The sequence below is a fragment of the Leadbetterella sp. DM7 genome, from assembly GCF_040829825.2.
GTDB lineage: Bacteria > Bacteroidota > Bacteroidia > Cytophagales > Spirosomataceae > Leadbetterella.
Genome location: NZ_JBFOLH020000005.1, coordinates 20544 through 47132 on the forward strand (window position 1 = coordinate 20544; position 26589 = coordinate 47132).

Below are 26589 nucleotides of genomic sequence, written 5' to 3' on the forward strand. Positions count from 1 at the left end.
TTTGTGCCTTGCCCGGCTGCTGTGTTGCAACCGGTGAGGTGCCGCCGGCCAGGTGCATGGCCGGTTTGTATAATTAGACATTATTCAGAGGAAAAAGGTTGGAATGACGCAATTAAAATTTATAGCGGAAACGCTGAATATTTCTGTTTCGCAGGTAACAAAAACAACAGAGCTGCTGGACTCGGGGGCTACGATCCCCTTTATAGCCCGGTACAGGAAAGAGGCGACCGGCAGCCTGGATGAGGTGGCCATACAGGAGATCCGGAAATTGTATGAGAAGCTGAAGGAAGCCGATAAGAGGCGGGCGGTTATCCTGGAATCTGTTGAAAGCCAGGGGAAGCTTACTCCCGAGCTGCGAAAAAAGCTGGAAAACGCGGTATTTGTATCCGAGCTGGAGGAGATTTACCTGCCTTACCGGCCCAAAAAGAAAACCCGCGCCTCTGTGGCTATAGAAGCCGGCCTGGAGCCCCTGGCCCGGCTGCTTTTTGAGCAGAAGGAGCGTTCGGTAGAGCCGGTGGCCGCCCGTTTCCTGAACGATAAGATCACCACGGTAGAGGAAGCGCTGGCCGGCGCCCGCGATATCATGGCCGAATGGATCGCCGAAGATGCCGACTGCCGCCGGAAGGTCAGGCTGCTCTTTGAGAAAAGCGGCGTGCTGGAAGTGAGTGTCAGGAAAGGCAAGGAGGCGGAAGGCCAGAAGTTCAAGGATTATTTTGACTACTCCGAAACGGCAAAGAATATCCCCTCGCACCGCTACCTGGCCATCCGGCGCGGAGAAGAGGAGGGATTCCTGAAAGCAGGCATTCATATCGATACGGAAGAAGCGCTGGATAAGCTGGAAAGAGGTCTGCTGAAAGGAATGCCGGAGTCTAAAGAGCAGGTGGAGCTGGCCATGGCCGATTCGCTGAAACGGCTGATGCTTCCGGCCCTGGAGAAAGAGTTTGACGGCAGCCTGAAAGAAAAGGCAGACAAAGCCGCTATTGCCATATTTACTACTAACCTTCGCCAGCTGCTGCTTTCGCCGCCCATGGGGCAGAAACGGCTGATGGGCATTGATCCGGGGTTCCGAACGGGTTGTAAGGTGGTTGTGCTTGATGAGCAGGGCAACCTGAAAGAAGACGATGTGATCTACCCGCAGGGAAAGAGCATGGAAGCCGAAGCCCGGCTTATCCATTTCTGGAATATGCATAAAACGGAAGTGGTGGCCATTGGTAACGGAACGGCCGGCCGCGAAACGGAGCAGTTTGTGAAAGAGGTGATCAGGCGGCGGCCCGAGTTTAAGCCGATCCGGGTGGTGATGGTTTCCGAGCAGGGAGCCTCGGTGTATTCAGCTTCTGATGTGGCGCGGGAGGAGTTTCCGCACAAAGACATTACCGTACGCGGCGCCGTATCCATTGCCCGCCGGCTGATGGACCCGCTGGCTGAGCTGGTGAAGATCGACCCCAAATCAATCGGAGTGGGGCAGTACCAGCACGACGTCAACCAGAAAGAATTGAAAGAATCGCTGGATACGGTGGTCGGGTCGTGCGTGAACCTGGTAGGCGTGGAGCTGAATACGGCCAGCCAGCATTTGTTGAGCTATGTGTCGGGCATAGGGCCGTCTATTGCCCGCAATATCGTAGAATACAGGGCAGCTAACGGCAAGTTCGGTAGCCGGAAAGAATTGAAAAAGGTACCCCGGCTGGGTGAAAAGGTTTTTGAGCAGGCCGCCGGTTTCCTGCGGATACACGGTGCGAAAAACCCGCTGGATAACTCGGCGGTACACCCCGAGTCGTATCACCTGGTAGAGAAGATGGCAAAAGACCTGCACGTTGACCTGAAGACCTTCCTGGCTTCGGAAGAGCTGCAGAAGCAGGTAGAGGTGAAGCGGTATGTGTCAGGCGAAGTAGGACTACCCACCCTCCAGGATATCTTGCAGGAGATCAGGAAACCGGGAAGGGACCCAAGAGAGCAATACGAAAGCGTGGAATTTGCCGATGTGAATTCCATTGGTGACCTGAGAACGGGTATGGTGCTGCCGGGAATTGTTACCAATATTACGGCTTTCGGGTGTTTTGTAGACATCGGGGTGCACCAGGACGGCCTCGTCCACCTGTCGCACCTGGCCAACCGCTTTGTGCGTGACCCGAATGAAGTAGTAAAGGTACACCAGAAAGTAACGGTGAAGGTGCTGGAAGTAGATGAAGTACGCAAACGGATTGCCCTCAGCATGAAAGAAGTATGATAGAAGAAGCACTTTCGCTCATTCCTTCCCCCTCTGCGTGGGCGCTGTATTTTCTTTGCGCCCTGTTTATCGGGATGTCTAAAACCGGGATTCTGAACATCGGTACGCTGGCTATACCGTTCTTTGCCATGCTCTTCGGGGCACGGTATTCTACGGGCATTGTGCTGATCCTGCTGTGCTTTGCCGACCTGGTGGCCGTGATTTATTACCGCAAAGCCTTTCTGTGGAGTGAGGTGAAGCAGCTGCTTCCCATGGCCCTGGCGGGCCTGGTGGCCGGGCTGCTGCTGGGACAGTATATAGATGACCGGACCTTCAAAATACTTATCAGCTTTTGTATCCTGCTGGGCATGGGCATAATGCTTTGGACACAGAGCAGCTCCCGTTTCGGCCGGCTGGTCAATAACCGCTGGTATTCTCCTCTTTTTGGGTTCATTATGGGCTTTTCTACCATGATCGGTAATGCGGCAGGTCCGGCGCTGTCGGTGTATATGCTGTCGAAAAAGCTTGACAAGATCACTTTTACGGCCACGGCTGCCTGGTTCATTATGATTCTCAACTTCACGAAGATCCCCCTGCAGCTTTTTGTGTGGCATAACCTGAGCTACCAGGGGCTTATCCTGAACATAATGGCTCTCCCCTTTATTATCCTGGGCGGTATCCTGGGGATAAAAATTCTGAAGGTCATGCCGGAAAAAAGGTTCCGGCAGGTAATTATGGTGTTAGTGGTGATATCGGCATTATTCCTCGTATTCAAATGATGGCTTTATTTTTCTTACTGATGGCGCATACGGGTCCGGCACCGGGCATGGCCGCCCTGATCCGGCAAAACGGGGCAGAAGAGCTGCGGGTGAGCGGCCGGTCGGTTCTTCCTGAGGGCCCGCAGGTAAGTGAGCAAACCTGCTTCAGAATGGCATCGGTTTCCAAGCAGTTTACGGCGGCCTGTATCATTTTGTTGAAAAATGAAGGTAAATTATCGTACGAAGACCCGCTGGATAAATTTTTCCCGGGCTTTGATCCTGCGGTCCGGCTGAAGCATCTTCTTACGCATACTTCGGGTTTATACGATTATGAAGGGCTTATTCCTGCCGGCCGTACGGAGCAGGTTTCTGATGCCGACGTACTGAAATGGGTGTCGGGTATCGGTGCTACGTATTTTGTACCGGGCAGCCGCTACCGCTACAGCAATTCGGGGTTCTGTATTCTGTCGCAGGTGGTAGAGAAAGTATCGGGGCAGCCTTATGCTGAATTTCTGAAGGAGCGCATCCTCGGGCCACTCGGCATGGATCATTCTTTTATCTATCGGGCCGGTGAGCCTATGCCTGCCCGGGCATTGGGGTATGCGCTGCAGAACGATAAGGTGACGGAGTCAGACCAAAGCGTAACTTCTGCCACAAAAGGCGACGGCTGCCTGTATACTTCGCTGGCCGATTACAGGAAATGGATGGATGCAATAGTTGAGAACAGGCTTTTTAACCTGGAACAGGAGCTGAAGCAGGTCAATTACAGGATTAAAGAGGATCTTTTCTACGGGTTGGGCTGGTTCAATATAGGAGGGAATGAATTGTTTCACACAGGCTCTACCTGCGGTTTCAGCAATGTGGTGTGGCTGACCCTGGATGGCCGCAATGCGCTGGTTTATTTTTCCAACCTGGCAGATTATCACGCACCGGCATTTGTACTTGAAAACGGGCTGAAGTTCCGGAAGCCGGCGTTCGCACTGGAAAAAGTGCTGACGTTAACCGATTGATTGTTTCACACAGATTTACACAGAAAGAATCTATCGGTGTATTCAGGTCTGTGTAAGCCGGTTATTGGCTTATGATGGGATAATACCGCTCCTCCAGCACGATTTTGTGGTGAACGGCATGTCCCAAAAGCATGAAAGCCAGGGCCAGAGGTGTTATCCGGAGGTTATTGGCGGTACCCACCCGCAGGATCATGTCACGGCTCATGTGCTGAAACAGCATCTCCGTGGCAGAACGCACCGTTTTGTATTCTTCCAGCAGATCCTCAACAGTACGCGAGGCCGCCACCGTATTTTGGGCATACGTTTTTTCTTCAAAGCCCGGCAGCGAAACGGTCTCGCCGCGTGAAATGCACAAGGCGCGAAAAGACATGATCCGCTCGGTATCGATGCAGTGTTGTAAAATGTCTTTTACCGTCCATTTCCGCGGGGCATATACACGGTCTCCCAAACGGAGGAGATTATCGGTATCACCGAAAATTTTTTCCGGCGAATATTGCTCAAATGCATCGGCCAGGCTGATATCGTCAGGAATACGCACGATATACGCATCGAAATACTGAGGCAGGAAGGGGAGGTCTTTTATGTTCATAAGATGAATTTAATGGAGGTTCAGGCTGAGCCCGAACAGGATTACAAAAACCAGTGAAGTCAGCGCCAGCGTTTTCAGGTACGGATCCGGGTTTTCATGTTTACTCACCTGTATACCGTTCAAAAAGATCAGCGGGAAGCTCAGCAGGTAATAAGGCTGGCCGTTTTTGAGGGAGATGTAGGCCACTGCACCCCCCATGGCGATCAGCAGCAGGCACCAATGGTAAATAAGCGCTTTTTTTCTTCCCAGCCGTACAGGAATGGTTATTTTCCCGGCTTTCCTGTCCGACTCCATGTCCCGGATGTTGTTAATGTTCAGCACGCCGGTGGCCAAAGCCCCGCAGGCAATCCCGGGAAGCAGCAACGACCACTCAAAGTGCAGCGTGTAAAGGAAATAGCTGGCTACCACGCCTGTAAGGCCGAAGAACAAAAGCACCGATACATCTCCCAGGCCCACGTAGCCATACGGTTTCTTACCGGCGGTATACGTATAGGCGGCGGCCATGGCCAGGAGGCCGAGCCCCAGGAAACCCCGGAAGTACACCGATGAAAAACTGCCGAAAGCCACCACAAGCAGGTAAATACCCGAAAGAAAAGCGGCTGTTCCGGTAATGAGAATGGCATTCAGCATTTGCCGGGGCGTGATCTCGCCGCTTTGCACTGCCCGTACGGGTCCTACACGCTCTGCAGTGTCGGCACCGTTCCTGGTGTCGCCGTAGTCATTGGCAAAATTCGACATCACCTGGAGGAGTATGGTGGTGAGCACGGCCCATGCAAACACATCCCGGCGGAACATAAACACATGCTGAGCCAATACTGCCCCCATCAGAATGCTCGACAACGCCAGAGGCAGGGTCCTGAGGCGGGCAGCAACAATCCATTTCTTCATTTAAACACCTACCGCCTTGCGGAACTCTTCGTTATCCGGGGTGATTTTTGATTCAAAGAAGTGGGTGAGGTTCCCGTCTTTATCTATCACGTACTTGCAGAAATTCCAGGTAGGTTCTTTGTCGTTCCAGCCGTTCAGCTCTTTTTCCGAAAGCCACTTATAAAGGGGGGCTTTATCTTCTCCTTTGACGTCGATTTTCGAGAACATCTTAAAGGTAACGCCATAGTTTTTCTGGCAGAACTCGGCGATCTCTTCGTTTGAGCCGGGTTCCTGGCTCATAAAATTATTGGCCGGGAAACCCAGTACGGTCACTTTATCGCCGTATTTTTCATGAAACTTCTGCCAGTCGGCATACTGGGGCGTAAAGCCGCATTTAGATGCTACGTTGATGATGACCACGGGTTTGCCTTTGTAGTCTGAAAGGTGTACAGGGTTTCCCTGAAGGTCGTTTAGCGTAAAATCGTAGAGAGAGCCTTTATGCTCCTGGTTTGCATCAATCATAGCCATGGAATTTTTCTTGGAAAAAATATTTTTGAACCATCCGAAGTTAACCGAGATCAGCAGGGCCGCCACCAGTACCGCCGCTACTGTGAACAAAGTTTTCATATGTTTGCTGTTTTAGAGAGACAAATATAACCAAACGCGGAATAAGATAAAAGTGAAAAGATAAAAGTGAAAAGTTACGGAATATTCATTTGTACAAATACAGGCCGCAGCTTTCCACTTTTGTCTTTTCGTTATTATCAGAACAACATTTTTATTAAAACAACATTCTGAACTTAATGGTTTCTTCTATGCTCCTGATCTCTTGTACGAACTCGCGGGAATACGATTTTTCGATATCCACGATCACGTAACCTATTTCAGGACTGGTTTTCAGGTATTGGCCGCGGATGTTGATGTTATGCTTGGCGAAGATATTGTTCAGCTTGGCCAGGATACCGGGCACATTGCGGTGGATATGAAGCAGCCGGTGCGAGTCGTGGAGCAGCGGCAGGCTCAGCTCAGGGAAATTCACACTTCCCGTGGTGCTTCCGTTATTGATGTACTCCAGTAAACGTTCGGGAACATACGCACCGATGCTTTGCTGGGCTTCTTCCGTGCTGCCCCCGATATGTGGCGTAAGGATCACGTTTTCAAGCCCCATCAGCTCAGAAGCAAAAGGATCTTTGTTGGTCTTGGGTTCTTTCGGGAAGACATCCACGCCGGCTCCGGCTACCTTGCCCGATTTCAGGGCATCTACCAGTGCCGGGATATCCACTACATGCCCGCGGGCCAGGTTCATGAAGATAACGCCGTCTTTCATTTGCTCAAACTGGCGTGCACCGATCAGGTTGGTATTTTCGGGCCGGCCGTCAATGTGCAGGCTGACAATATCGGCTACCTTGAAGACGTCTTCCATGGTACGGCACTTCCGGGCATTGCCAATGGGCATCTTGTCGGTAATATCGTAAAAATACACTTCCATTCCCAGGGCTTCGCCGATAACGGAAAGCTGGGTACCGATGTGCCCGTAACCGATCATGCCCAGCTTCTTTCCGCGTACTTCAAAGCTGTTGACCGCTGATTTATCCCAGGTACCCTTGTGCATGCCTGTACTTTTCACAAACACCTTACGGATCAGCATAATCATTTCACCGATCACCAACTCTACCACTGAGCGGGTATTGCTGTAAGGCGCATTGAAAACACTGATACCTCTTTTCTCTGCCTCTTTGAGGGCTATCTGGTTGGTGCCGATACAGAATGCCCCGATGGCCAGGAGCTTTTCGGCATGGGCCAGCACTTTTTCGGTGATATGGGTTTTTGAGCGGATCCCGATGATCGACACCTCTTTTATCTTCTCACACAGCTCTTCCTCATCCATGGCGCCTTTGTGGAACTCCACGTCAAAGCCCTGCTCTTCAAATGCCGCAACGGCGGCAGGGTGTACGTTTTCCAGCAGCAATACCTTGATCATGCTTTTGGGATAGGAGTAGCCCCGGGGAAGTTGATTGTAAAAAAGAAACTCGTCGAGGCTCTTGATCACGAAGTCGGCTACGGCAGTAACAGCCGGCCGTTCAACGTTTTCTATAAAGGCATAAAAGCGCTGGGCAAGTCCGTTCTTTTTAATCTCGTAGTCGGTGAATCCGTCCCCGATGACCGAAATGTGCCCGTCAAGCCCCAGTGACCTGACCACTTCGATCTTACCGCCGGTACGTGAAAGCGGGTTGCCGGTGTCTATGCCTGTGATATCCCCCTGTTCGTTGTATACAAAAGTGTTGGCATACACGTTTTCGGGCTTCAGTCCCAGGTATTCAACGACCGGCAGGATAAAATCTTTGAAACCGCTCGATATGATGAGGATATCGTCAGCATATTGCGAAAGAAATGCGCGGTTCCGGAGAAAAGAAGCGGTAATATTCTCCTTCAGAAAATCGACCAGGATGTCTACGTGGCTCCTGTTGGCATTCAGCAGGGCCAGCCGCCGGGTTAATGATTCGGAAAAGGTCAGCTCCCCGGTCATCCCTTTGTCGGTGAGCTCCCTGATCTGTGCTACCTTCTCTGCGCCGTCGGGAAAGGCTTTCAGCGCAATGGCGGCTAATTCATCCAGTCCTTCCACACGGGTAAGCGTACTGTCGAAATCAATGAGGAAATATTTCCTGGGGTCTGTTATCACGGTTTAATCAGTAATAGACTTACAAGGTACACAAGGAAGAAATTAAAAGAAATAAAGATTGTTTTAATTTCACGGTTATCTCCTATAAGTTATTCAAAAAAGAATACATTTTAGTCAATAGAATCCAGTATTTCCTCAAAGTCCTCGCTCATTTCTTTAAAGCGCTGCATGACCTTTTTCATGAAGGTATCGCCCAGCATTTCCTCGATGTCGTCTTCTCCGGATACATCCAATTCAGATACTTTATAAATTTGTTCCAGGTTTCCTGCTTCGAATTTGATAATGTACTTGTTGTTAAACGAGTACAGGTTGGCAGAGCAAAAATCGTTTTCAATGTTTTTTACTAATCTCATGAGAGTAATTGTATTGTTTGTTATTGGTATATGTTTGACCAGCTTGTCCTGCAAAAGTAAAAAAGAATCGGCTGAGTTTTTTACCCGGGGAAATTTTCATTTTAAAAAGAAAGAATATGACCGGGCAGAGCACTTTTTTTCAGAGGCTATACGCAAAGACCCCGGGCTGGCCGATGCCTACAATAACCGCGGGCTTATTTACCTGCACCGGGGCGAATGGGACAAGGCAGGCAAGGATTTTGAAGAAGCGGTAAGGCTGGACAAAACGTTTACCGATGCCCGCTATAACCTGGCCCGGTTTTACACCGAAACAGGGCGTGCTGATGCCGGGGAACCGCTTTTTAAAGAGCTGGCTGCCCGTATGGATACCTCCAGCGCTTTTCACAATGCCTATGGTCAGAATTTTATTATGCGTAATCATTACTCGGAAGGAGAGGAGCAGTTTAAGCGGGCATTGGAGATCAACCCGGATAATGTGGAGGCGCTGACCAACCTGGCCTATGTGAAAACTGTCAATCACCGGTATGAGGCGGCGGCGCCGCTCCTGGAAAAGGCCCTGGGGCTGTCGCCTGATTTTGTTTTTGCCCTGAATAACCGGGCCGTGCTTTACGGGCTGCAGAAGCAGTGGAGCAATGCCATACCCCTGCTGAAAAAGGCAGAGCAGGCCGAGCCCAATAACCTGGTGGTGGTCAATAACCTGGCCCTGTTTTACCTGGAAAGCGGCAGCCTTGCCGAAGGCAGGGAGAAAGTGCTGCGGGGAGAAAAGCTGAACGAAGAAAACGAATATACCCGGCGGAACCGCGCTGTGCTGCTTTTTAAGGAAGGCAAAACGGAAGAAGCCCTGATCCTGTTGAAAAACGTGGAAGCTGAGCACCCGGAAACCGACCATATTTACTATTACCTGGCACAGGTGTCTGAAGCGCTGGGAAACCGGCCGGAGGCCCGTAAATACGGTGAAACGGGCCGGAAGCTCAACGATCCGTGGATAGGGGAGTAATACGGGTTCCTGACCGGGTCAGTGCTTCAGTACGGGCTCGCATTCGTCCAGCACGTAATTGCATTCGTCCAGGTTTTCTGCATTGAGCCTGAACCTGCCGCGCACGGTCCAGATTTCGTCTGTCCTGAACTTTTTCCTGTTTTTAAGATTGAGCTGGATGATGGTTTCAGGCCCGGCCGCCCCGCAAAAAAAGCAGGAGGCCATTGGACGTGCCGAAAGAACGTAGATTTTGTCTTCAGGGTCAACAGGGATCATGTATCCTTTGATCTGCAATGCCTGTCCGTTCAGCTTTTTTACTTTTTCTCCGAAGGCCGGGAACAGGAAATACATGTCTTCTCCTTTAACGAACTTCCGGCTGAACTTTACGTCTTTCAGATCTTCCCAGGTGATGGTCCGGGCTTCGGCCCACCACAGGGAAAAGGGGATAAGCAGTAAGGCAATAGTTGTTTTCATAGGTTTAAATTTATTAAATGCAACATTGTTGCATTTGCAAATATTATACATTACTTTTGCATTACAAAATATTCGGGAGAAGAATTATGAACGATTGGCTCACTTACCCGGAACTCCAAACTTATATACCTATGAAAAAAGCAGGAATAGCATTAAATGTGGTGTCAATGGCTTTGCTCCACCTGGTATGTTGCGGTTTTCCCCTGGTTATGGCGCTGGGAGGAAGCATAGGGATGTACCTGTCTTTTAAATCGTACTCAGGGTGGTTCCTGGGCTTTCATCTGCTGACCGTGCTGGTCATGATCGGGGTACTTTACCGATCCCGGTATTCAGGGAAGCTGAAGGGGCAAAAGCTCTTTTTCTGGGTTTTTACCGTTGTAACGTTGGGCACTTATCTCTATACACACAGCAATCTCTTCAAATCAGAAGAAGAAATAATAAAGCAGCAGCATTTTGAACGGATTTTTAAAAATATAAAATGATGAAACTGAAAATGATCACCCTGGCCGCCCTGGTGGCCTTCTCGTGTGGCGGAAAGAAAAAGAGCCCGGTGCTTGATGAAGCCTATGAAGTTCATAAGGAAATACGGGAAATACAGAAAGAGGTCATCGCCCAATGGACGAAGCTGGATTCGCTGCAGAACAGCCCGGGGGCGTATCCGGGCCTGGATTCGGCAGTGGCGGCCAACAAGTCGGCCTACGACTCCTGGAAGCACGACCTCCTGGAAATACCGGGATACCCGCATATTCACCTGGAAGGAGATGTGCACGAACACCATCACCAGGAGCAGAGCGGGCTTCCCGATGAGCAGATCCTGGAAATTCAGAAGGCTTCGCGCTCGGGTATTGAGGATATTTTCAGCAGAAACCACCGTTTGCTGGAGAACTGATCCTGCCGGGCTCTTGGAAAATAGGGAGAATAGTAGGATATTGGCCCTGACAAACAAGATTTTATGAGCATTTTCAAAGATATCCGGGGGGCAGTAGAGCTCCTGAAGCACATCGATATCCGGCAATTAAGCGCCTTAAGCCGGAAAGTAGACCTGGGAGCGGCCATGAAGCAGCTTTCAGCCATGGACGAAACCCAGCTGCAGGGGCTGATGAAAATGCTGCATTCTTCGGGCAGGAAAAAAGAGCTGCCGGAGATCAACCCCGATTTTTACGAATTGAGCGACAAGCTGACGCCGGACCAGCGGGCCCTGCAGCTCAAAGTACGTAATTTCATGGAAACCGAGGTGGCACCCCATGTCAATGACTTCTGGTTGCGCGATGAGTTTCCTTACGATCTTATTCCGAAAATGGGCGAATTACGGCTTGCCGGTATTACCTATGAAGGCTACGATTGTCCCAACCTGCCTTTTCTTATGGAAGGGGTGCTGGCCATGGAAATGGCCCGGGTGGACGCTTCTATTGCTACGTTTTTCGGGGTTCAGAGCGGCCTGACCATGGGTTCGATATACCTGTGCGGCTCCGAAGAGCAAAAGCAGGAATGGTTGCCTGCTATGAACCGGATGGAGAAAATAGGGGCGTTTGGCCTGACCGAGCCGGAAGTAGGGTCGGGGGCAGCCGGCGGACTGACCACCACCTGTAAAAAAACGGCGGATGGCTGGGTGCTGAACGGGCAAAAGAAATGGATCGGCAACGCTACTTTTGCGGATGTGGTGGTTATATGGGCAAGGGATGAAGCAGACGGCGAAGTGAAAGGTTTCCTGGTACGTAAAAACAGCCCGGGTTTTCATGTAGAAAAGATCAGGGGCAAAATGGCGCTCCGGATCGTTCAGAACGGGCTGATCACCCTGACCAATTGTGTAGTGGAAGAAAAAGACCGTTTGCCGCATGCCAATTCTTTCAAAGATACGGCCAACGTGCTGCGGATGACCCGTGCCGGGGTGGCCTGGATGGCCGTAGGATGTGCCCGCGGGGCCTACGAAAATGCCCTGGCTTACACCCGTACCCGGAAACAATTCGGTAAGCCTATCGCCTCTTTCCAGCTGATCCAGAACCACCTGGTAGAAATGATCTCTAACCTCACGGCCATGCAGACCCTTGTTTTCCGCTTGTCTGAGCTGCAGGACCTCGGGCAGCTGAAAGACGAGCACGCCTCGCTGGCCAAAGTTTTCTGTACCTTAAGAACCCGTGATATTGTCAGGGGAGCCCGTGAAGTAATGGGCGGAAACGGTATCCTGCTGGATTACAACGTGGCCCGTTTTGTGGCCGATGCCGAGGCCATCTACTCGTATGAAGGTACCAAAGAGATCAATACCCTGATTGTGGGCCGGTCGATCACCGGGTTCAGTGCTTTTGTATAAGGGATCCTGACGGGGTCAAAGCACATAAAAAAAGGCTGCCATCCGGCAGCCTTTTTTTGTATAACAGATAGTCTCAAAATCACAGCGGATTCTGTACAACCAGTCCGTTTGTTCTTTCGATTTCGTTCTGAGGAATCGGAAGCTGCCATCTCTTATCACCGGCCTCAACTTCCATCAGACCGTTGGTATAAGAAGCATTGTGGTTACCTCCTCTTCTGTCCAGCTTAGAGTTAGTTCTTTTCAGGTCATAGAACCGGAAACCTTCTCCCCAAAGCTCAATTCTTCTCTGAGTACGGATTTCATCCATCAGATCAGCACCGGTTTTGGTTGATTTTACATAAGAAGGGTCACGGGTAACTACCATTTCCTGAAGAACAGTAGCCGCTTCGCTGTCTTTGCCCTGTGCTGCCAGCGCTTCCGCTTCGATCAGGTACAGTTCGGCAGCCCGCATGTACGGAACATCACCGATACTGCTTGACGGGTCAGCTACCTGGAATTTCTTATGCAGGTAAGGTACTCTTGAATAAGCGCTTGTTGGCAGAGGGAAATCGGCTGTATTTTTTCCGGTAGGATCAAACAGGGTCTTCCGGATATCGGTATCCGAAATCTTGTTGTAAAGTACCGAGAAAATGGTTTTCGGAGTAGCCCGGATAGCCGTAGAGTTAAAGTTAACAGACATGTAGGCGAAGAACGAATAGAAATAGTTGGTTTCTGCCTGGATGATCCGTGAACCCCATAACCACTCCTGGTTATCGTAGTTATTGAACCCTTTTACATAATCTGCTCTTGACATCAGCGTATAGCCGGTTCTGGCTTCTTTAGCAGCCTGGGCAGCTGTAGCCCAATCCTGCTTGGTTAAAGCAATACGGGCCTTGATTCCTTTGGCTACGTTAGCATCGAAATCCGATTTGGAAGGACGCTTGTAACCGGAAGAAGTAAACAGGCCGATGGCTTCGTCAATGTCCTTGTCGATCTGGGCATATACTTCAGCTACCGTGTTTCTTGGTGCAGGCTCAGTGGTAGGTTCCAATACCAGCGGCACACCCAGGTCACTGTTAGGCTGGCCGGCTACATAACGCTTTCCGAAAAGCTGAACCAGGCTGAAATAAGCCCATGCCCGGTAAGTCAGGGCCTGTGCCTTGATGGCGTCTTTGTCTTTCTGTTCGCCGGCTGCACCCTCCACGTTGGCAATGATCATGTTGGCATTACCAATGATGGCGTAGTAGAAACCGTAATTGTATAGGTTAGAATAAGCAGAAGGGTTGCTGTGCACCAGCCACTTGTACTCGTTCAGTAACCAGCCGTTGGATACGTTAGGGAAAACCACATCGTCGCCAAAAATATCCATGTAGAGCATATTACCTGACTGTCCACCCTGAGATTGCTGTCCGAAAATCTGGGAGAACATATACCGGTGAATCCCGTTTACTGCCGCCCATGCATTTTTAGTAGTGCTGAAGGCGTCAGCCGTAGAGGTTTTATCGGTAGGCTTGGTTTCCAGGAAATCTTTTTCACAGGAAGTCATCAGGCCTATCAAAACCAATGTTGATAAAAATATTCTGATCTTCATAATTCTTTGTTCAAATAAAATTAAAATCCTACTTTAACACCTGCTGTAAATACTTTGTTGAAGTTGTAGCTGTTATCCACAGTACCGTTGAAGTTTCCGGTTACGTTCATACCTCTTCTGGCAGAACCCAGGTACAGGTTTTCAGCCGTTACATATACGCTGGCGCTTTTCGCTTTCATAGCGTTCAGCGCTACTTTAGGCAGATCATAGCCCAGTGATATGTTATTCAGCTGGAAGTACGAGGCGCTTGTCAGCCACCGTGTTGAAGTTCCTGTAAAGTCTGCGTTTCTGGCGTTATCCAGTCTCGGGATATTCGAGGTGGTATTGCTTTCTGTCCAGCGGTTCAGGATATCCACGTGCATGGCGTTACCGTAACTTCCGGAGTTCATCAGGCTACCGTAAACGCTATCGTATACTTTTCCGCCTACCTGGAAGGTAAATATCGCAGACAGGGTGAATCCTTTATACTTCAATGTATTATTCATTGAACCGTAAAAATCAGGGATAGATGTGGTACCGTTATACCGGTAGTTTGCTTCTCCGATCACGCTGGTTAAGGTATCACTTCCTACCACTTTGGTATTAGCGGTGATCTTGTCTGTTTTGTAGAGCGCTACCCCGGTTTCTTCATCTACTCCGGCGTATTGTCTCAGGTAGTAGTCATAGATCGAGTGGCCTACGCTGTAACCTTTGGTTCCTGATATAATAAGCGGCTGATCATCCGGCATTTTGGTGATCTTGTTTTTGAAGCTAGTCAGGTTCACGGTAGCATTGTAAGAGAAGTCTTTGGTTTTCACCACTACTCCGTTCAACTGAAGTTCCACACCGCGGTTGTACAGGCTACCGATGTTTTTGTTGATCGAGAACCCGTTAGTACTGGTAGCCCCTCCGTTCTGGTAAGCAACCGGCACACCAAAGATCAGGCCGTCTGTTTCGCGGTTAAAGAATTCAAGTGATCCGGTCAGTCTTCTGTTCAAGAATCCGAAGTCAACACCTATATCAAAGTTCTTTGCAGTTTCCCAGGTCAGTTCGCGGTTAGGAATATTGTCCTGGATAAAGCCGGCAGTTCCTGCGTTGTTCTGTCCTAAGCGATATAGTGAGTGATAAGGATAATAACCGATACCGGCGTCGTTACCTACCTGTCCGTACGAAGCTCTTAATTTCAGGATATCTATCCAGCTTACATTGAAGAAATTCTCTTTTACAATGTTGTAAGCACCGCCCACTGACCAGAAGTTGGCCCATCTTACTTCAGGAGCAAAACGCGAGTTACCGTCTCTTCTGAGTGAAAGGGAAGCCATGTATTTTCCGTCATTATCCCAGTTTAAACGGGTAAAGTAAGATTCCACGGTTTGGTTATCTTCATAAGCGGTAAGCGATAAAACTTCCGAGAAGTTAACCAGCTCGATCACACCGTCAACCACCTGGCCTGAACGACCTCCACGCAGGTAGTTGTATTTGTACATATACGACTCATGACCACCCAGTAACGTGAAGTTGTTTTTACCAATGTTCTTTTCGTACTCCAGCAACTGGTTCCAGGTTACAGATCTGTCACTGTTGAATTCGTTGTAGGCTCTACCTGCAGGGGCACCATCACCAAGGACTCCGTTGTTGAATTCACGGTCGTTGATGGTACGGTAATCCAGGCTCAGGTTGGTAGTAGCAGTCAGACCGGGTAAAAGGGTAACCCGGGCAAAAGTTCTGGTACCAATGGCGCTTTGAGTGATAAATCTCTCGTTCAGCTCGTTTTCCCAGATGGCGTGACGACCGGGTGAATAAGGACGTCCGTCTCCCCTGTCATAGGTTTTGTTACCGTTACCGTCCAGGATGTACTCACCGGTTGTACGGTCATGTGCATGAACAGGATAAATAGGGCCTGCATATCTTGAATAGTAGAACGGGTTCACGTAGCTTGATCCTGAGTAGCTCTGGGCACCGCTAGCTAAGCGGTAAGAACCGTTAATATTCAGACCCACACGCAGCCATTTGGTAGCCTGTGATTCAGCATTTACCCTACCGGTCCATCTTTCCATGGCCGATTTAAGCAGGTAACCTTCTTCTTTGGTATAACCGAATGAAGCGTAGTAATTATTTTTGGTAGTACCTCCGTCATACGATAAAGAGTAGTTCTGACGGCTTTTTCCACCGGTCTGAATGGCAGAAGCCCAGTCCAGATCTTCAGGATAAAGCAATTTGGCACTTGAGTTCAGGTTTCCGTTGGCATCTACAATCTGGTTATTGGCCACATTAAAGGGGTTATATCCCAGCATGTTGTAAATACCGCTGTAATTATTACCGTTGTAGCTGGTCAGGGTTCCTGCAGCGATCTGGCCGGCAATGTCTTTAGGAATTTTCTGTCCGTACTGAAGGCTGTTGCGGTACGCTTCCCACATCAATGGATAATACTGAAGAGCGCTTACGGTTTCATATTCCGGTAAACCTCTTGAAATAGCACCTGCTGATGCATGGAAGTTCAGGCTGCTCTTTCCTGCCTTTCCTTTTTTGGTAGTGATCAGAACCACACCGTTAGCCCCTCTTGAACCATAAATGGCAGTAGTAGAAGCATCTTTCAGGACAGAAATAGATTCGATATCCTCAGGGTTGATGTTGGTAGTATTGCCATCTGTATTGGTATAAGGTACACCGTCAACTACAAACAGCGCATTGTTTGAGGCGTTGATTGAGCCAAAGCCCCGGACACGGATTTCAGGTGCAGAACCGGGAGCACCACCAGAAGAGGTAGCCTGGATACCGGGAGCCGCGCCTATAATCGCATTTAATGCGTTGGCGTTAGGACGATCACCGATCTTATCTCCGGAAACCTGTGCAGATGAACCCACGTGCTTGTCAGCAGAAACGGTACCGTATCCGATTACGAGCACTTCTTCCAGCATTTTTTCATCCGACTGCAGTGTAGCATTTACCACTGATCTTCCGTTAACGGCGATTTCCTGTGTAATGAAACCCACCGCTTTGAATACCAGGGTTGCACCTGCCTGTACGTTCCTGATGACATAGTTACCTTCTGCGTCAGTTGAAACACCGGCAGAAGTTCCTTTTACCACCACACTCACTCCGGGTATACCTAACCCGTCATCGGCAGCTTTCACCACCCCTTTTACTTCCGATTGTCCATAGGTTATCCCTACACCTACGAACACCATTACTAAGAGTAATGTAATTCTTTTAATCATAAAAGTTAATAGTTATAATTGGTTAATTCGCAAATTTGCTAAAGAGTATTCAAAATAACAACAATTTGGAAGCCCAAATGTTGATAATCTTTATTTTTTTAGGGGGGATTATTGCTTTTTTACCATTTTTTAGAACGATGTTCCGTATCTGAGGGAGTAGAAAGATAAAAATAACCCTGAAAGCAGGCTGCTGCCACCTTTCTCCCGCCCGGCTGCAATTACCCCGTCTCAATAGTATCGTGTTATCTATTTATCTATTTCTGATTATCTATTTTTGTTCCTCGCTCTCTGCACTATCCACTATTCACTGTTCATTGTTTTCACAGCTCCACTTCTCCCAAACCCTCTCTCACTACTTCAAAGTGATTCGGATCGGTACAGTCAATAATGGTAGAAGGGATGATGCCGCTCCATCCGCCGTCAATGATGATGTCGGCCAGGTATTGGTTTTCTTCGTAGATCACTTCTATCTCGTTGGGGTATTCCAGGATGTCATCGTACTTCACGGAGGTGGTAATGATGGGTTTGCCCAGTTCCCGGATCAGCGTGTGGGGAATGGGATGATCGGGCACCCGGATACCGATGGTTTTTCGGTTGGTTTGCAGAATCCGGGGTAATTCATTGGTAGAAGGGAGAATAAACGTGTAGGGGCCCGGCAGGTATTGCTTCATGAGCCGGAAGGCTTCATTGGAGACCCGGGCATAGGTGGCTATATCGCTCAGATCATGACAGACAATGGAAAATTTATTCTGGCTGGGTTTGATGCCCTTGATCCTGCAAAGCTTTTCCACCGCCTTGGTGTTGTAGGAATTGCACCCCATAGAATAAACGGTGTCGGTGGGATAAATAATTATCCCACCGTCTTGAAGGCATTCCACTACCCGGTTGATTTTTCGCATATCGGGGTTACCCGGAACTATTTCGATTAGCTCAGCGGCCATTCTTTTGGGTGTTATACAGGTCTGCGTAGTTGATGACCAGGTTACAGAAGGTACGTACCCCGTTTTTAAAGCCCGATTCATCGAGGTAAAAATCAGGCGTATGATGCGGTGCTGCCTGTTCGGCAGGCGTATCTTTCGGCCGGCCGCCCAGGAAGAAAAACAGGCCGGGTACTTTTTCCTGGTAATAGCTGAAGTCTTCGGCTCCCATCACTACCGGAACTTCCTTTACCATGTCTTTTCCTACGGTTTCAATAAAGGTAGGCACCATCATCTGCGTGAGCGCTTCGTTGTTGGTCGTTACCGGATAGCCTGGAATGATCTTGAACTCTGCTTCGCATTGGTTGGCGGCAGCAATATTACGGACAATAGATTCAATTCGCTTGTGTACGAAAACCCGTTGTTCCCTTGTAAGGGTACGGATCGTTCCGATCATTTTAACCGATTCGGGAATAATATTGTGGCGTATCCCCCCGTGAATGGCCCCCACGGTAACCACAGCCGGGGCTTCTATCAGCTTTACGTTCCGGGAAACCACGGTCTGAAGCCCGTTGATAATCTGAGAAGAAGCCACTACCGGGTCTACGCCGTCCCAGGGATAGGCCCCGTGGGTTTGCTTTCCTTTTACGGTAATCTCCATCTCGTCTACAGCAGCCATGGTAGGACCGGGCTTATAGGTGATCATACCGGCCGGGGTAGGGGAGTTGATATGCAGCCCGAAGACGGCATCTACCCTGGGGTTTTCCAGCACCCCGGCTTTTACCATGCCGTCTGCGCCAAAGGCTACGCTTTTGTCCTGTACGCCTTCTTCAGCCGGCTGGAAAATGAATTTAACGGTGCCCGCCAGGTCTTTTTTCATGCCGGCCAGGATCTCGGCCACGCCCATCAGGATGGCTACATGGCTGTCGTGGCCGCAGGCATGCATTACGCCGGTTTCCTGGTCGTTATACACCGTTTTTACCACCGATTTGAAGGGTACATCTACCCGTTCGGTCACCGGCAGGGCGTCCATATCTGCCCGAAGAGCAACCACGGGCCCGGGTTTACCGCCTTTAAGTACGCCCAGCACACCGGTGAAAGCAATGTTCTCAGTTACCTCTATACCCAGCGAGCGCAGGTGGTCAGCTACAATCTTTGCGGTTCGTACTTCCTGGTTTCCCAGTTCGGGATGCTGGTGGAAATCGCGGCGCCATTCAATGACCTTCTTTTCAATCCGGTCCGATTCCGACAGTACCTTTTGCTTGAGGGCATTCTGGCTGAAAGCAGGAAAGGCGAGACCTCCCAGCAGTATTCCGTAAAGTAGTTTTTGTTTCATAGTGATCAAGGTTTTTTAATGACGCTGTACACCGCTTCGGGCCGGTCAGTTGACAATATATCCACCCCCAAATCTATATAATTTTTATAAACTTTATTGCCCTGAGCAGCAGCTTTTTTATCCAGGTTTCCCAATACTCCGAGAATTACCGGAATGCCTTTGGCATGAAGGAAGGTGATCAGTGTCTTATCGGGCTCGTTCACGCCGATGAAAGCCACCATGTTCCGGTCAGGAACACCCAGCTGGTGAAGCCGTTCGTAGTCGTCCTGCTTCATGATGCCTACCGAGATCATCAGGTCAGGGGCAAGCTCGTATACTTTCCGTGCATCTGTGGCGTTGTAGGTAATAATGACCGCTGAATTTTCTGCCCGGGTTTTCCTGACAGATTGGACCACCTTTTCAAACGGGGTACTCCGCTTGACATCCAGCGTAAACAGAACCTTGTTCCTGCCCCATTGCAGTACCTGGTCCAATGAGGGGATCCGGTAGGGCGTTACCGTGCCGAAATTATCTTTGATGTAAAGCGACTGCAGGTACGCCCAGTCTCTTTCCGATGTTTTTCCTGTGCCGGTGGTGGTTCTTTCCAGGGTGTTATCGTGCATCATATACAATACGGAGTCAAGCGACATGGCAATGTCGCATTCAATGATGGAAGGCATCCGCCGGGCAAAGTATTCAAAAGACTCCAGGCAGTTTTCGGGGTAGCCGGGCAGCTCGCCGCCGCCCCTGTGCACCGATACCATCGGGAAGTGCCGGTTTCCCGGTGTGAAATAATCCGGTGCAGACCGGGGCTCTGTTATAAAGGTAGAAGAGGTCCGGCAGGCGGTAAGTAAGGTGATGAAAAAGACGAAATACAGGGCTTTTCCCTGTACCCGGACGCTTTTAAAGAAGCCTGATGGTATACGCATAAGAGCAATTTTTATGCGGAAATATACAAGCACTAATCCGAAAAGTCTGTTTTTTAATGTAAATCTTATGTTTTTTATTTAGAATGTAGTTGGGTATTAAAATTAGTTTGTATATTTGCACCTCGAAAAAATGGATAAAGTTATATAGAACGAAATGGCAAATCATAAATCAGCTCTTAAGAGAATCAGATCTAACGAGGCGAAAAGATTAAGAAATCGCTACCAGCATAAGACAGCAAGAACGGCTATCAGGAAACTGAGAACGCTGACTGACGCTATAGAAGCATCAGCACTGCTGAAGACCGTATCTTCAATGGTAGATAAGCTGGCCCGTAAGAATGTGATCCATAAAAATAAAGCAGCTAACCTGAAGTCATCGCTGAGTAAGCATGTGAACGGTCTTGCCGCTTAAAAATAACAGGATTTTAAAGGCAGGCTGACTGAGAAGTCAGCCTTTTTTTATATCTTGTGGGCTCAACAGAGCAACTAAATCCCGTATGTACTACAATAACGCTAAAATTGCTATCAAACATTGGGCGGAAGATGACCGCCCCCGCGAAAAGCTGATCATGAAAGGCCGGTCGGCCTTATCCGATGCCGAGCTGCTGGCTATCCTGATCGGTAAAGGTTCAAGAGTGAATTCAGCCCTTGACCTGGGAAAGATCATCCTGGAAATGGCAGGGTACGACCTGAATAAGCTGGCCAGGTTTTCCGTGGAAGAGCTTACCGGTGTAGAGGGTATCGGGCAGGCCAAAGCTGCAGGGATCATCGCAGCCATGGAGCTGGCTCGCCGGAAAAAGAGAGAAGAACCCGGTAAAAAAGCTGTGGTAAACAGCTCCGAAACAGCCTATGAGCACATGAAACCGTACCTGCTGGACCTGTCGCACGAAGAATTCTGGCTGCTGTGCCTGAACCGGAGAATGGAAGTGGTAAAAACAGTTTTGGTCAGCAGCGGCGGTGTGAGCGGTACCTTTGTAGATACCCGGATCCTCTTCCGGCATGCCCTGCAGAACCTTAGTAGCGCCATCCTGCTGTGCCACAATCATCCTTCGGGAAACGCCAACCCCAGCGAAGAAGATATGGTATTGACACAAAAGATCAAGTCAGCCTCCCGTTACCTCGATATTTCGGTAGCAGATCATATTATCTTTACCAATGAAGGGTATTTTAGCTTTGCGGATAAGGGGATTCTTTGAAAGTGAAAAGTGAATAGTGAACAATGAACAGTGAATAGTGAACAGTTGCGGAAGAGTTACAGCGTGCGAAAGTGAGCGATTTGGAGCATTTGCTGCCCCTTAGGGGCATTACTCAGTTACCCCTGGACACCGTCCGGGGAGCTTACAACGTGCGAAAGTGAGCGATTTGCGTCACCTGCTGCCCCGTAGGGGCATTCTCAGTTTACCCCTGGACACCGTCCGGGGAGCTTACAACGTGCGAAAGTGAGCGATTTGGAGCATTTGCTGCCCCGTAGGGGCATTACTCAGTTACCCCTGGACACCGCCGGGGAGCTTACAACGTGCGAAAGTGAGCGATTTGCGTCACCTGCTGCCCCGTAGGGGCATTACCCGATTTACCCCTGGCACCGTCCGGGGAGCATGGGCCACAGCTCTCACCGTCTCAATCACCCAAAAAACAAAAACCATGACCGAAATAACCCTCAGCGAACTCAGAAAAAACTTCAAAGACACTGAAATAGTGGATGTAAGGGAAAAAGAAGAATACGCCGGTTTCAATATAGGGGGAAGGAATATCCCTGCCCACGAGATAAATTATTTCCTGCCTGAGCTGGAGAAAGAGGAGAAGCTGGTGGTGATCTGCTCGAACGGATTACGAAGCAGTATAGTGGCCAGAGTTCTTCAGAAGAAACTACCCACTATACCGGTCTTCCATCTGACGCATGGTATTATAGAAGCCTGAAATCAGCTTTTATATTTCCGGTCATTTTTTAGAAGCCACCTGCCCATAAAGAATGCGCTTACCAGAAGCGTTCCAAAAAATAAGAGCGGTAACCAGGTAGGAAATTGATATCCGAACATAACGTTAAAATCTTTATATCTGCAAAACTAATAGAAAAAAAAGAGTTTCAAAAGAAGAATAATAAGTTAGGCGGACAGAAATCTATTTTTTGTCTATGAAATGAATATAATTATCCACAAGGCTGCCGCTTTTGAGCAGAATAATGCTATTTTAGCATCTTAACCTAAGTTTGCTGAACCTTAAGCATCGTTATGAGACCTTTGATTTACGCGGGCCTGCTTATTTTGGCCCTTATTGCAGGAAAATTCCTGTTTTTTAGTGACAAACCGGATAAAGCAGCGCCGGGCGGAGGAGGTAAGAAATCTTCAGGCCCCAAGCTGAATACCGTAGTAGTGGGGTATGAAGAGAGCTCCAGTGTTATATCGGCGTCGGGCTCTACCCTGGCCAATGATTTTGTGGAGATCAGGAGCGAAATATCGGGTATCATTACCCGCCTGAACATACCTGAAGGGGGCCTCGTGCAGAAGGGCTTCCTGATTGCTAAAATCAAAGACGATGACATCCTGGCCCAGTTGAAGAAAATTGAGCTCGAAGAAGCGCTGGCAGCCCAGACCGAGGCCCGCCACCGGAAACTGCTCGATATCAATGCCATCAGTAAAGAAGAATACGAAATATCGCAAAACAAGGTATTGACCCTGCAGGCCGACAAAGACCTGCTGAACGTGCAGCTGAGCCGCACGGAGATCCGGGCACCGTTTACCGGCAAGCTCAGCCTGAAGAATATTTCCCTGGGGGCCTATGTTACCCCGGCTAACGTGATCACCACGCTCACCCAGTATAATCCTTTAAAAATAGATTTTACCACGCCTGAGCGTTATATTAATGACATTCATGTAGGGAGCACCGTTCAGTTTAAGACAGACGGCTCTCCTGAAGTGCATACGGCTACGGTGGCGGCTATTGACCCGTCTATTGACGCTAGCTTAAGAACACTGAAAGTCAGGGCGCTGGCGCAGAATCCCGGCAATACGCTGATTCCGGGAATGTTTGTTAACGTAACCATAGACATCAGGCGCAGCCGGTCTATCATGGTGCCTACCGAGGCCGTTATTCCTGTGGTAGACGGGATGGAAGTATTTGTGAAGCGGAACGGCAAGGCAGAGATCGTGAAAGTGGAAACCGGTTTCCGCGACGTCAGCAAAGTGGAGGTCCTGAAAGGACTTAGCCCGGGCGATACCCTGATTACAAGTGGTTTAATTACTTTAAAGGCCGGTGATCCGGTAGCATCGAACTAAAGATATGTCAATTTCAACCTTATCGATCAAGAGACCCGTACTGGCTATTGTGCTTAACCTCATGATCATGCTGTTTGGGGTTATCGGGTTTAATTACCTGGGGGTAAGAGAATTCCCCTCGGTAGATCCGCCTATTGTTAACGTGAGCACCAGCTACCCCGGTGCGAATGCAGACATTATTGAGTCACAGATCACCGAACCCCTTGAGAAAGCGCTGAACAGCGTGGAAGGCATACGCTCGGTGTCATCGTCATCTAACCAGGGCCGCTCGAACATCACGGTGGAGTTTAACCTGGGCATGGACATGGAGAAGGCCACCAACGATGTGCGCGACAAAGTGACGTCAGCCGTATCGCAGCTCCCGCGCGACATTGACGGGCTGCCGGTGGTACGAAAAGCCGATGCCAACTCGGATGCCATTCTCTCTTTCAGCCTGCAAAGCGACAGGAGGGGAATCCTGGAAATGTCTGATTTTGCAGAAAATACCATCGCTCCCCGCCTGGAAACCATTGAAGGCGTGAGTGAGATCCGGGTATGGGGTATGAAAAGATATTCCATGCGGATCTGGATGAACCCCGCCAAAATGACGGGTTTGGGAGTAACTACCCAGGATGTACGTGCGGCGCTTGACCGGGAAAACGTGGAGCTGCCCTCCGGTAAGCTCCAGGGAAGCGCCACCGAGCTGGTGGTAAAAACCATCGGCCGCTTTACCACGGTAGACGATTTCAACAACATGATCGTGAAGAATGTGGGGGAAAGCATTGTGCGGCTTCGCGACATCGGCTATGCCGAGCTGGGCGCGGAAAATCCCGATACCATTCTTCGCCTGAACGGGATTCCCATGAACGGGATTGCCATTCAGCCGCAGCCGGGCGCCAATTACCTCGACATAGCCGAAGAAGCCTATAAACGGAAAGCCGAAATAGAGAAAACGCTCCCCGAAGATATTAAAATGGGGGTGATCTTTGATACCACCACCTTTATCAAGCAGTCGGTGACCGAGGTGGCCGAAACCATCCTTATCGCGATTGTACTGGTGGTTATTATTATTTTCCTGTTCTTCCGTGACTGGATCGTGGCTTTCCGCCCGCTGATCGATATTCCCGTCTCACTCGTCGGTACGTTTTTTATCATGTACCTGTTCGGGTTCTCGGTTAACGTGCTCACACTGCTGGCCGTGGTGCTGGCCACCGGTCTGGTGGTAGATGACGGTATTGTGGTCACGGAGAACATCTATAAGAAAATTGAAGAGGGAATGAACCCCATAGAGGCCTCTATCAAAGGGGCCAACGAGATCTTTTTTGCTGTAATTTCTACTTCGATCACCCTGGCGGCGGTTTTCCTGCCGGTGATATTTATGGAAGGTTTTGTGGGTAAGCTGTTTATGGAATTCGGGGTGGTGCTGGCCAGTGCCGTACTGATCTCGGCATTTGTTTCCCTGACGCTAACGCCTATGCTGAACGCTTACCTGAACCGGAAACAGATCAAGAGAACCCGTTTTTATGAAGCCACTGAGCCCTACTTTGAGAAGATGGAAAGCAGCTATAAATCCAGCCTGTCTAACTTCCTTTCCAAAAAATGGATGGTGGCACCCATCATGCTGGTGGTATTGGGCATGCTCTTTTTCTTCGGAAGCCGGCTGAATTCAGAGCTGGCCCCGCTGGATGACCGCAGCAGCCTGTCGCTGAACTTCCTGGGACCCGAGGGGATGTCGTATGACGCCATGGATGCATTTATACAAAAGGTAACGGCGGTCATCCGCGACTCCGTTCCGGAAGTGACCGGGGTCATGTCTGTGACTTCACCGGGCTTCGGAGGTTCGGGAGGGGCCAATACCGGCTTCGGCCGGGTGATGCTGACCGATAAAAGTGAGCGGCACCGCTCGCAGGACGAGATCGCCAATTACCTGACCAACCTCACCAAAGGCTTTACCATAGGAAGAAGCTTTATCAACCAGCAGCAGACCATTTCGGTAAGCCGGAGGGGTGGCTTGCCGGTAGGATATGTTATCCAGGCGCCCAACCTGGAGAAAATGCGGGAATACCTGCCTAAGTTCATGGACCTCGTTGAAAAGGACCCTACTTTCCCTATCTCTACGGTTGACCTGAAATTTACCAAGCCGGAACTTTCGGTATACATTGACCGGGAAAAAGCCAAAAGCCTGGGCGTGGCCGTGGCAGATGTGGCCCAGACCATGAACCTGGCCTTCTCCGGCCAGCGGTTCAGCTACTTTACCATGAACGGACGGCAGTACCAGGTGATCGGGCAGTTTGAAAAAGACGACCGTAACGCACCGCTCGATATTAAAAGCATGCACGTTAAAAATGCCGCTGGTAACCTGGTTCAGCTGGATAATATTGTGAGCGTGGTGGAAAACAGCAGCCCGCCTCAGCTATATCACTACGATCGTTACATGAGTGCCACCGTTACCGCCGGCCTGGCGCCGGGCAAGACCATCTCTGACGGGATCAAGGCCATGGATGCCATCCGTGATCAGCTGAATGACAGCCAGATAAGGACAGTGCTGACCGGCTCCTCGCGTGACTTCGCCGAGAGCTCATCAAATACGCTCTTCTCCTTCGGCCTGGCCCTTGTGCTGGTATTCCTGATCCTGGCAGCGCAGTTTGAAAGCTTTATTGACCCGCTGATCATCATGTGTACGGTACCGCTGGCCATTGCCGGAGCCTTGCTCTCCCTCTGGTTGTTTGATCAGACCATCAACATATTCAGCCAGATCGGTATGATCATGCTGATCGGTCTGGTAACCAAAAACGGTATCCTGATCGTGGAATTTGCCAACCAGCTCCGGGAAAGGGGCTACTCCAAGGCCGAAGCTGCCCTTGAGTCGGCCGTACTCCGGCTGCGCCCTATCTTAATGACCACGCTGGCCACGGCCTTCGGTGCATTGCCCATTGCCGCTGCCCTCGGAGCCGCCGGTACCAGCCGGAGATCAATGGGTATTGTGGTGATCGGTGGACTGGTCATGTCGCTGATCCTTACCCTGTATGTGATCCCGGCCATGTATATTTACCTGAGCAGAGAAAAGAACTTTGAAAGAATGAAAGCCATTGATGAAATGGCAGAAGCATAAATAGCGATCAGCTGCCGGCCACCCGCTTCCCTGTACGGCGAAGCAGGTGGCCGGCAGCTGACAGATCAAAGCTGATAGTA

At 49.8% G+C, this 26589-nt stretch carries 23 protein-coding genes; 12 read left to right on the forward strand and 11 right to left on the reverse strand.

Annotated features, from left to right (window positions below; translation table 11 throughout):
- The first annotated feature begins 103 nt into the window (after positions 1–103).
- The 3 genes from AB2U10_RS07435 to AB2U10_RS07445 are packed head-to-tail and all read left to right on the forward strand — an operon-like array spanning position 104 to position 3971.
- Positions 104–2224 carry a Tex family protein gene (locus AB2U10_RS07435; protein WP_367915107.1) on the forward strand — a complete coding sequence of 707 codons (2121 nt, stop codon included), beginning with the start codon at positions 104–106 and terminating at the stop codon, positions 2222–2224.
- On the forward strand, positions 2221–2982 hold the full coding sequence (locus AB2U10_RS07440; protein ID WP_367915108.1) for a sulfite exporter TauE/SafE family protein: 762 nt from the start codon (positions 2221–2223) through the stop codon (positions 2980–2982). Before AB2U10_RS07435 ends, AB2U10_RS07440 begins: the two co-directional genes overlap by 4 nt.
- The gene (locus AB2U10_RS07445; protein WP_367915109.1) at positions 2979–3971 is read left to right on the forward strand and encodes a serine hydrolase domain-containing protein; all 993 of its coding nucleotides are present in this window, start codon (positions 2979–2981) and stop codon (positions 3969–3971) included. The genes AB2U10_RS07440 and AB2U10_RS07445 overlap by 4 nt, the downstream gene beginning before the upstream one ends.
- Positions 3972–4032: 61 nt before the next feature.
- Here the strand turns inward: AB2U10_RS07445 and AB2U10_RS07450 are convergent, their stop codons facing one another.
- The 5 genes from AB2U10_RS07450 to AB2U10_RS07470 form a co-directional block, all read right to left on the reverse strand.
- The gene (locus AB2U10_RS07450; protein WP_367915110.1) at positions 4033–4560 is read right to left on the reverse strand and encodes a DinB family protein; all 528 of its coding nucleotides are present in this window, start codon (positions 4558–4560) and stop codon (positions 4033–4035) included.
- Between the two features lie 9 nt (positions 4561–4569).
- Positions 4570–5448 (reverse strand): 1,4-dihydroxy-2-naphthoate octaprenyltransferase, encoded by an 879-nt coding sequence (gene menA / locus AB2U10_RS07455; protein WP_367915111.1) that lies wholly within the window; start codon positions 5446–5448, stop codon positions 4570–4572.
- Positions 5449–6054, reverse strand: coding sequence for a glutathione peroxidase (locus AB2U10_RS07460; protein ID WP_367915112.1), 606 nt, complete (start codon positions 6052–6054; stop codon positions 5449–5451). It abuts the gene before it with no gap.
- A gap of 154 nt (positions 6055–6208) precedes the next feature.
- Positions 6209–8107 carry a phosphoglycerate dehydrogenase gene (gene serA, locus AB2U10_RS07465; RefSeq protein WP_367915113.1) on the reverse strand — a complete coding sequence of 633 codons (1899 nt, stop codon included), beginning with the start codon at positions 8105–8107 and terminating at the stop codon, positions 6209–6211.
- 110 nt (positions 8108–8217) lie between these two features.
- Positions 8218–8460 (reverse strand): hypothetical protein, encoded by a 243-nt coding sequence (locus AB2U10_RS07470; RefSeq protein ID WP_367915114.1) that lies wholly within the window; start codon positions 8458–8460, stop codon positions 8218–8220.
- Positions 8461–8503: 43 nt separating this feature from the next.
- On the opposite strand from AB2U10_RS07470, the gene AB2U10_RS07475 reads away from it, so the two are divergent.
- Positions 8504–9457 carry a tetratricopeptide repeat protein gene (locus AB2U10_RS07475; protein WP_367915115.1) on the forward strand — a complete coding sequence of 318 codons (954 nt, stop codon included), beginning with the start codon at positions 8504–8506 and terminating at the stop codon, positions 9455–9457.
- Between the two features lie 18 nt (positions 9458–9475).
- Here the strand turns inward: AB2U10_RS07475 and AB2U10_RS07480 are convergent, their stop codons facing one another.
- Positions 9476–9910 carry a DUF3299 domain-containing protein gene (locus tag AB2U10_RS07480; RefSeq protein ID WP_367915116.1) on the reverse strand — a complete coding sequence of 145 codons (435 nt, stop codon included), beginning with the start codon at positions 9908–9910 and terminating at the stop codon, positions 9476–9478.
- 131 nt (positions 9911–10041) lie between these two features.
- Between AB2U10_RS07480 and AB2U10_RS07485 the strand changes: the two genes are divergently transcribed.
- From AB2U10_RS07485 to AB2U10_RS07495, 3 genes are all read left to right on the forward strand, one after another.
- Entirely contained in the window at positions 10042–10392 is a 351-nt protein-coding gene (locus AB2U10_RS07485) for a hypothetical protein (RefSeq protein ID WP_367915117.1), read from the forward strand.
- Positions 10389–10799, forward strand: coding sequence for a hypothetical protein (locus tag AB2U10_RS07490; protein ID WP_367915118.1), 411 nt, complete (start codon positions 10389–10391; stop codon positions 10797–10799). The genes AB2U10_RS07485 and AB2U10_RS07490 overlap by 4 nt, the downstream gene beginning before the upstream one ends.
- A gap of 63 nt (positions 10800–10862) precedes the next feature.
- Positions 10863–12218, forward strand: a complete 1356-nt coding sequence (locus tag AB2U10_RS07495) for an acyl-CoA dehydrogenase family protein (RefSeq protein WP_367915119.1) — start codon at positions 10863–10865, stop codon at positions 12216–12218.
- 79 nt (positions 12219–12297) lie between these two features.
- On the opposite strand, the gene AB2U10_RS07500 is transcribed toward AB2U10_RS07495, so the two are convergent.
- The 5 genes from AB2U10_RS07500 to AB2U10_RS07520 all read right to left on the reverse strand — a co-directional run bounded on the left by AB2U10_RS07500 (position 12298) and on the right by AB2U10_RS07520 (position 20146).
- Positions 12298–13788 (reverse strand): RagB/SusD family nutrient uptake outer membrane protein, encoded by a 1491-nt coding sequence (locus AB2U10_RS07500; protein WP_367915120.1) that lies wholly within the window; start codon positions 13786–13788, stop codon positions 12298–12300.
- A gap of 20 nt (positions 13789–13808) precedes the next feature.
- The gene (locus AB2U10_RS07505) at positions 13809–16985 is read right to left on the reverse strand and encodes a SusC/RagA family TonB-linked outer membrane protein (RefSeq protein ID WP_367915121.1); all 3177 of its coding nucleotides are present in this window, start codon (positions 16983–16985) and stop codon (positions 13809–13811) included.
- Positions 16986–17305: 320 nt separating this feature from the next.
- Complete coding sequence (locus tag AB2U10_RS07510; protein ID WP_367915122.1) at positions 17306–17926, reverse strand: L-threonylcarbamoyladenylate synthase; 621 nt, start codon at positions 17924–17926, stop codon at positions 17306–17308.
- Complete coding sequence (locus tag AB2U10_RS07515; protein ID WP_367915123.1) at positions 17916–19238, reverse strand: amidohydrolase; 1323 nt, start codon at positions 19236–19238, stop codon at positions 17916–17918. Before AB2U10_RS07515 ends, AB2U10_RS07510 begins: the two co-directional genes overlap by 11 nt.
- Before the next feature lie 5 nt (positions 19239–19243).
- Positions 19244–20146: a glycerophosphodiester phosphodiesterase family protein gene (locus AB2U10_RS07520; RefSeq protein WP_367915124.1), complete on the reverse strand. Its 903-nt coding sequence runs from the start codon at positions 20144–20146 to the stop codon at positions 19244–19246.
- A gap of 154 nt (positions 20147–20300) precedes the next feature.
- Between AB2U10_RS07520 and rpsT the strand changes: the two genes are divergently transcribed.
- From rpsT to AB2U10_RS07545, 5 genes are all read left to right on the forward strand, one after another.
- On the forward strand, positions 20301–20558 hold the full coding sequence (rpsT, locus tag AB2U10_RS07525) for a 30S ribosomal protein S20 (RefSeq protein WP_367915125.1): 258 nt from the start codon (positions 20301–20303) through the stop codon (positions 20556–20558).
- Between the two features lie 85 nt (positions 20559–20643).
- On the forward strand, positions 20644–21342 hold the full coding sequence (gene radC / locus AB2U10_RS07530) for a RadC family protein (protein WP_367915126.1): 699 nt from the start codon (positions 20644–20646) through the stop codon (positions 21340–21342).
- A gap of 445 nt (positions 21343–21787) precedes the next feature.
- A complete protein-coding gene (locus AB2U10_RS07535) occupies positions 21788–22063 on the forward strand; it encodes a rhodanese-like domain-containing protein (RefSeq protein ID WP_367915127.1) in 276 nt (91 codons plus the stop codon).
- Positions 22064–22374: 311 nt separating this feature from the next.
- On the forward strand, positions 22375–23418 hold the full coding sequence (locus AB2U10_RS07540; RefSeq protein WP_367915128.1) for an efflux RND transporter periplasmic adaptor subunit: 1044 nt from the start codon (positions 22375–22377) through the stop codon (positions 23416–23418).
- Positions 23419–23422: 4 nt separating this feature from the next.
- Positions 23423–26509: an efflux RND transporter permease subunit gene (locus AB2U10_RS07545; RefSeq protein WP_367915129.1), complete on the forward strand. Its 3087-nt coding sequence runs from the start codon at positions 23423–23425 to the stop codon at positions 26507–26509.
- Positions 26510–26589: the final 80 nt, after the last annotated feature.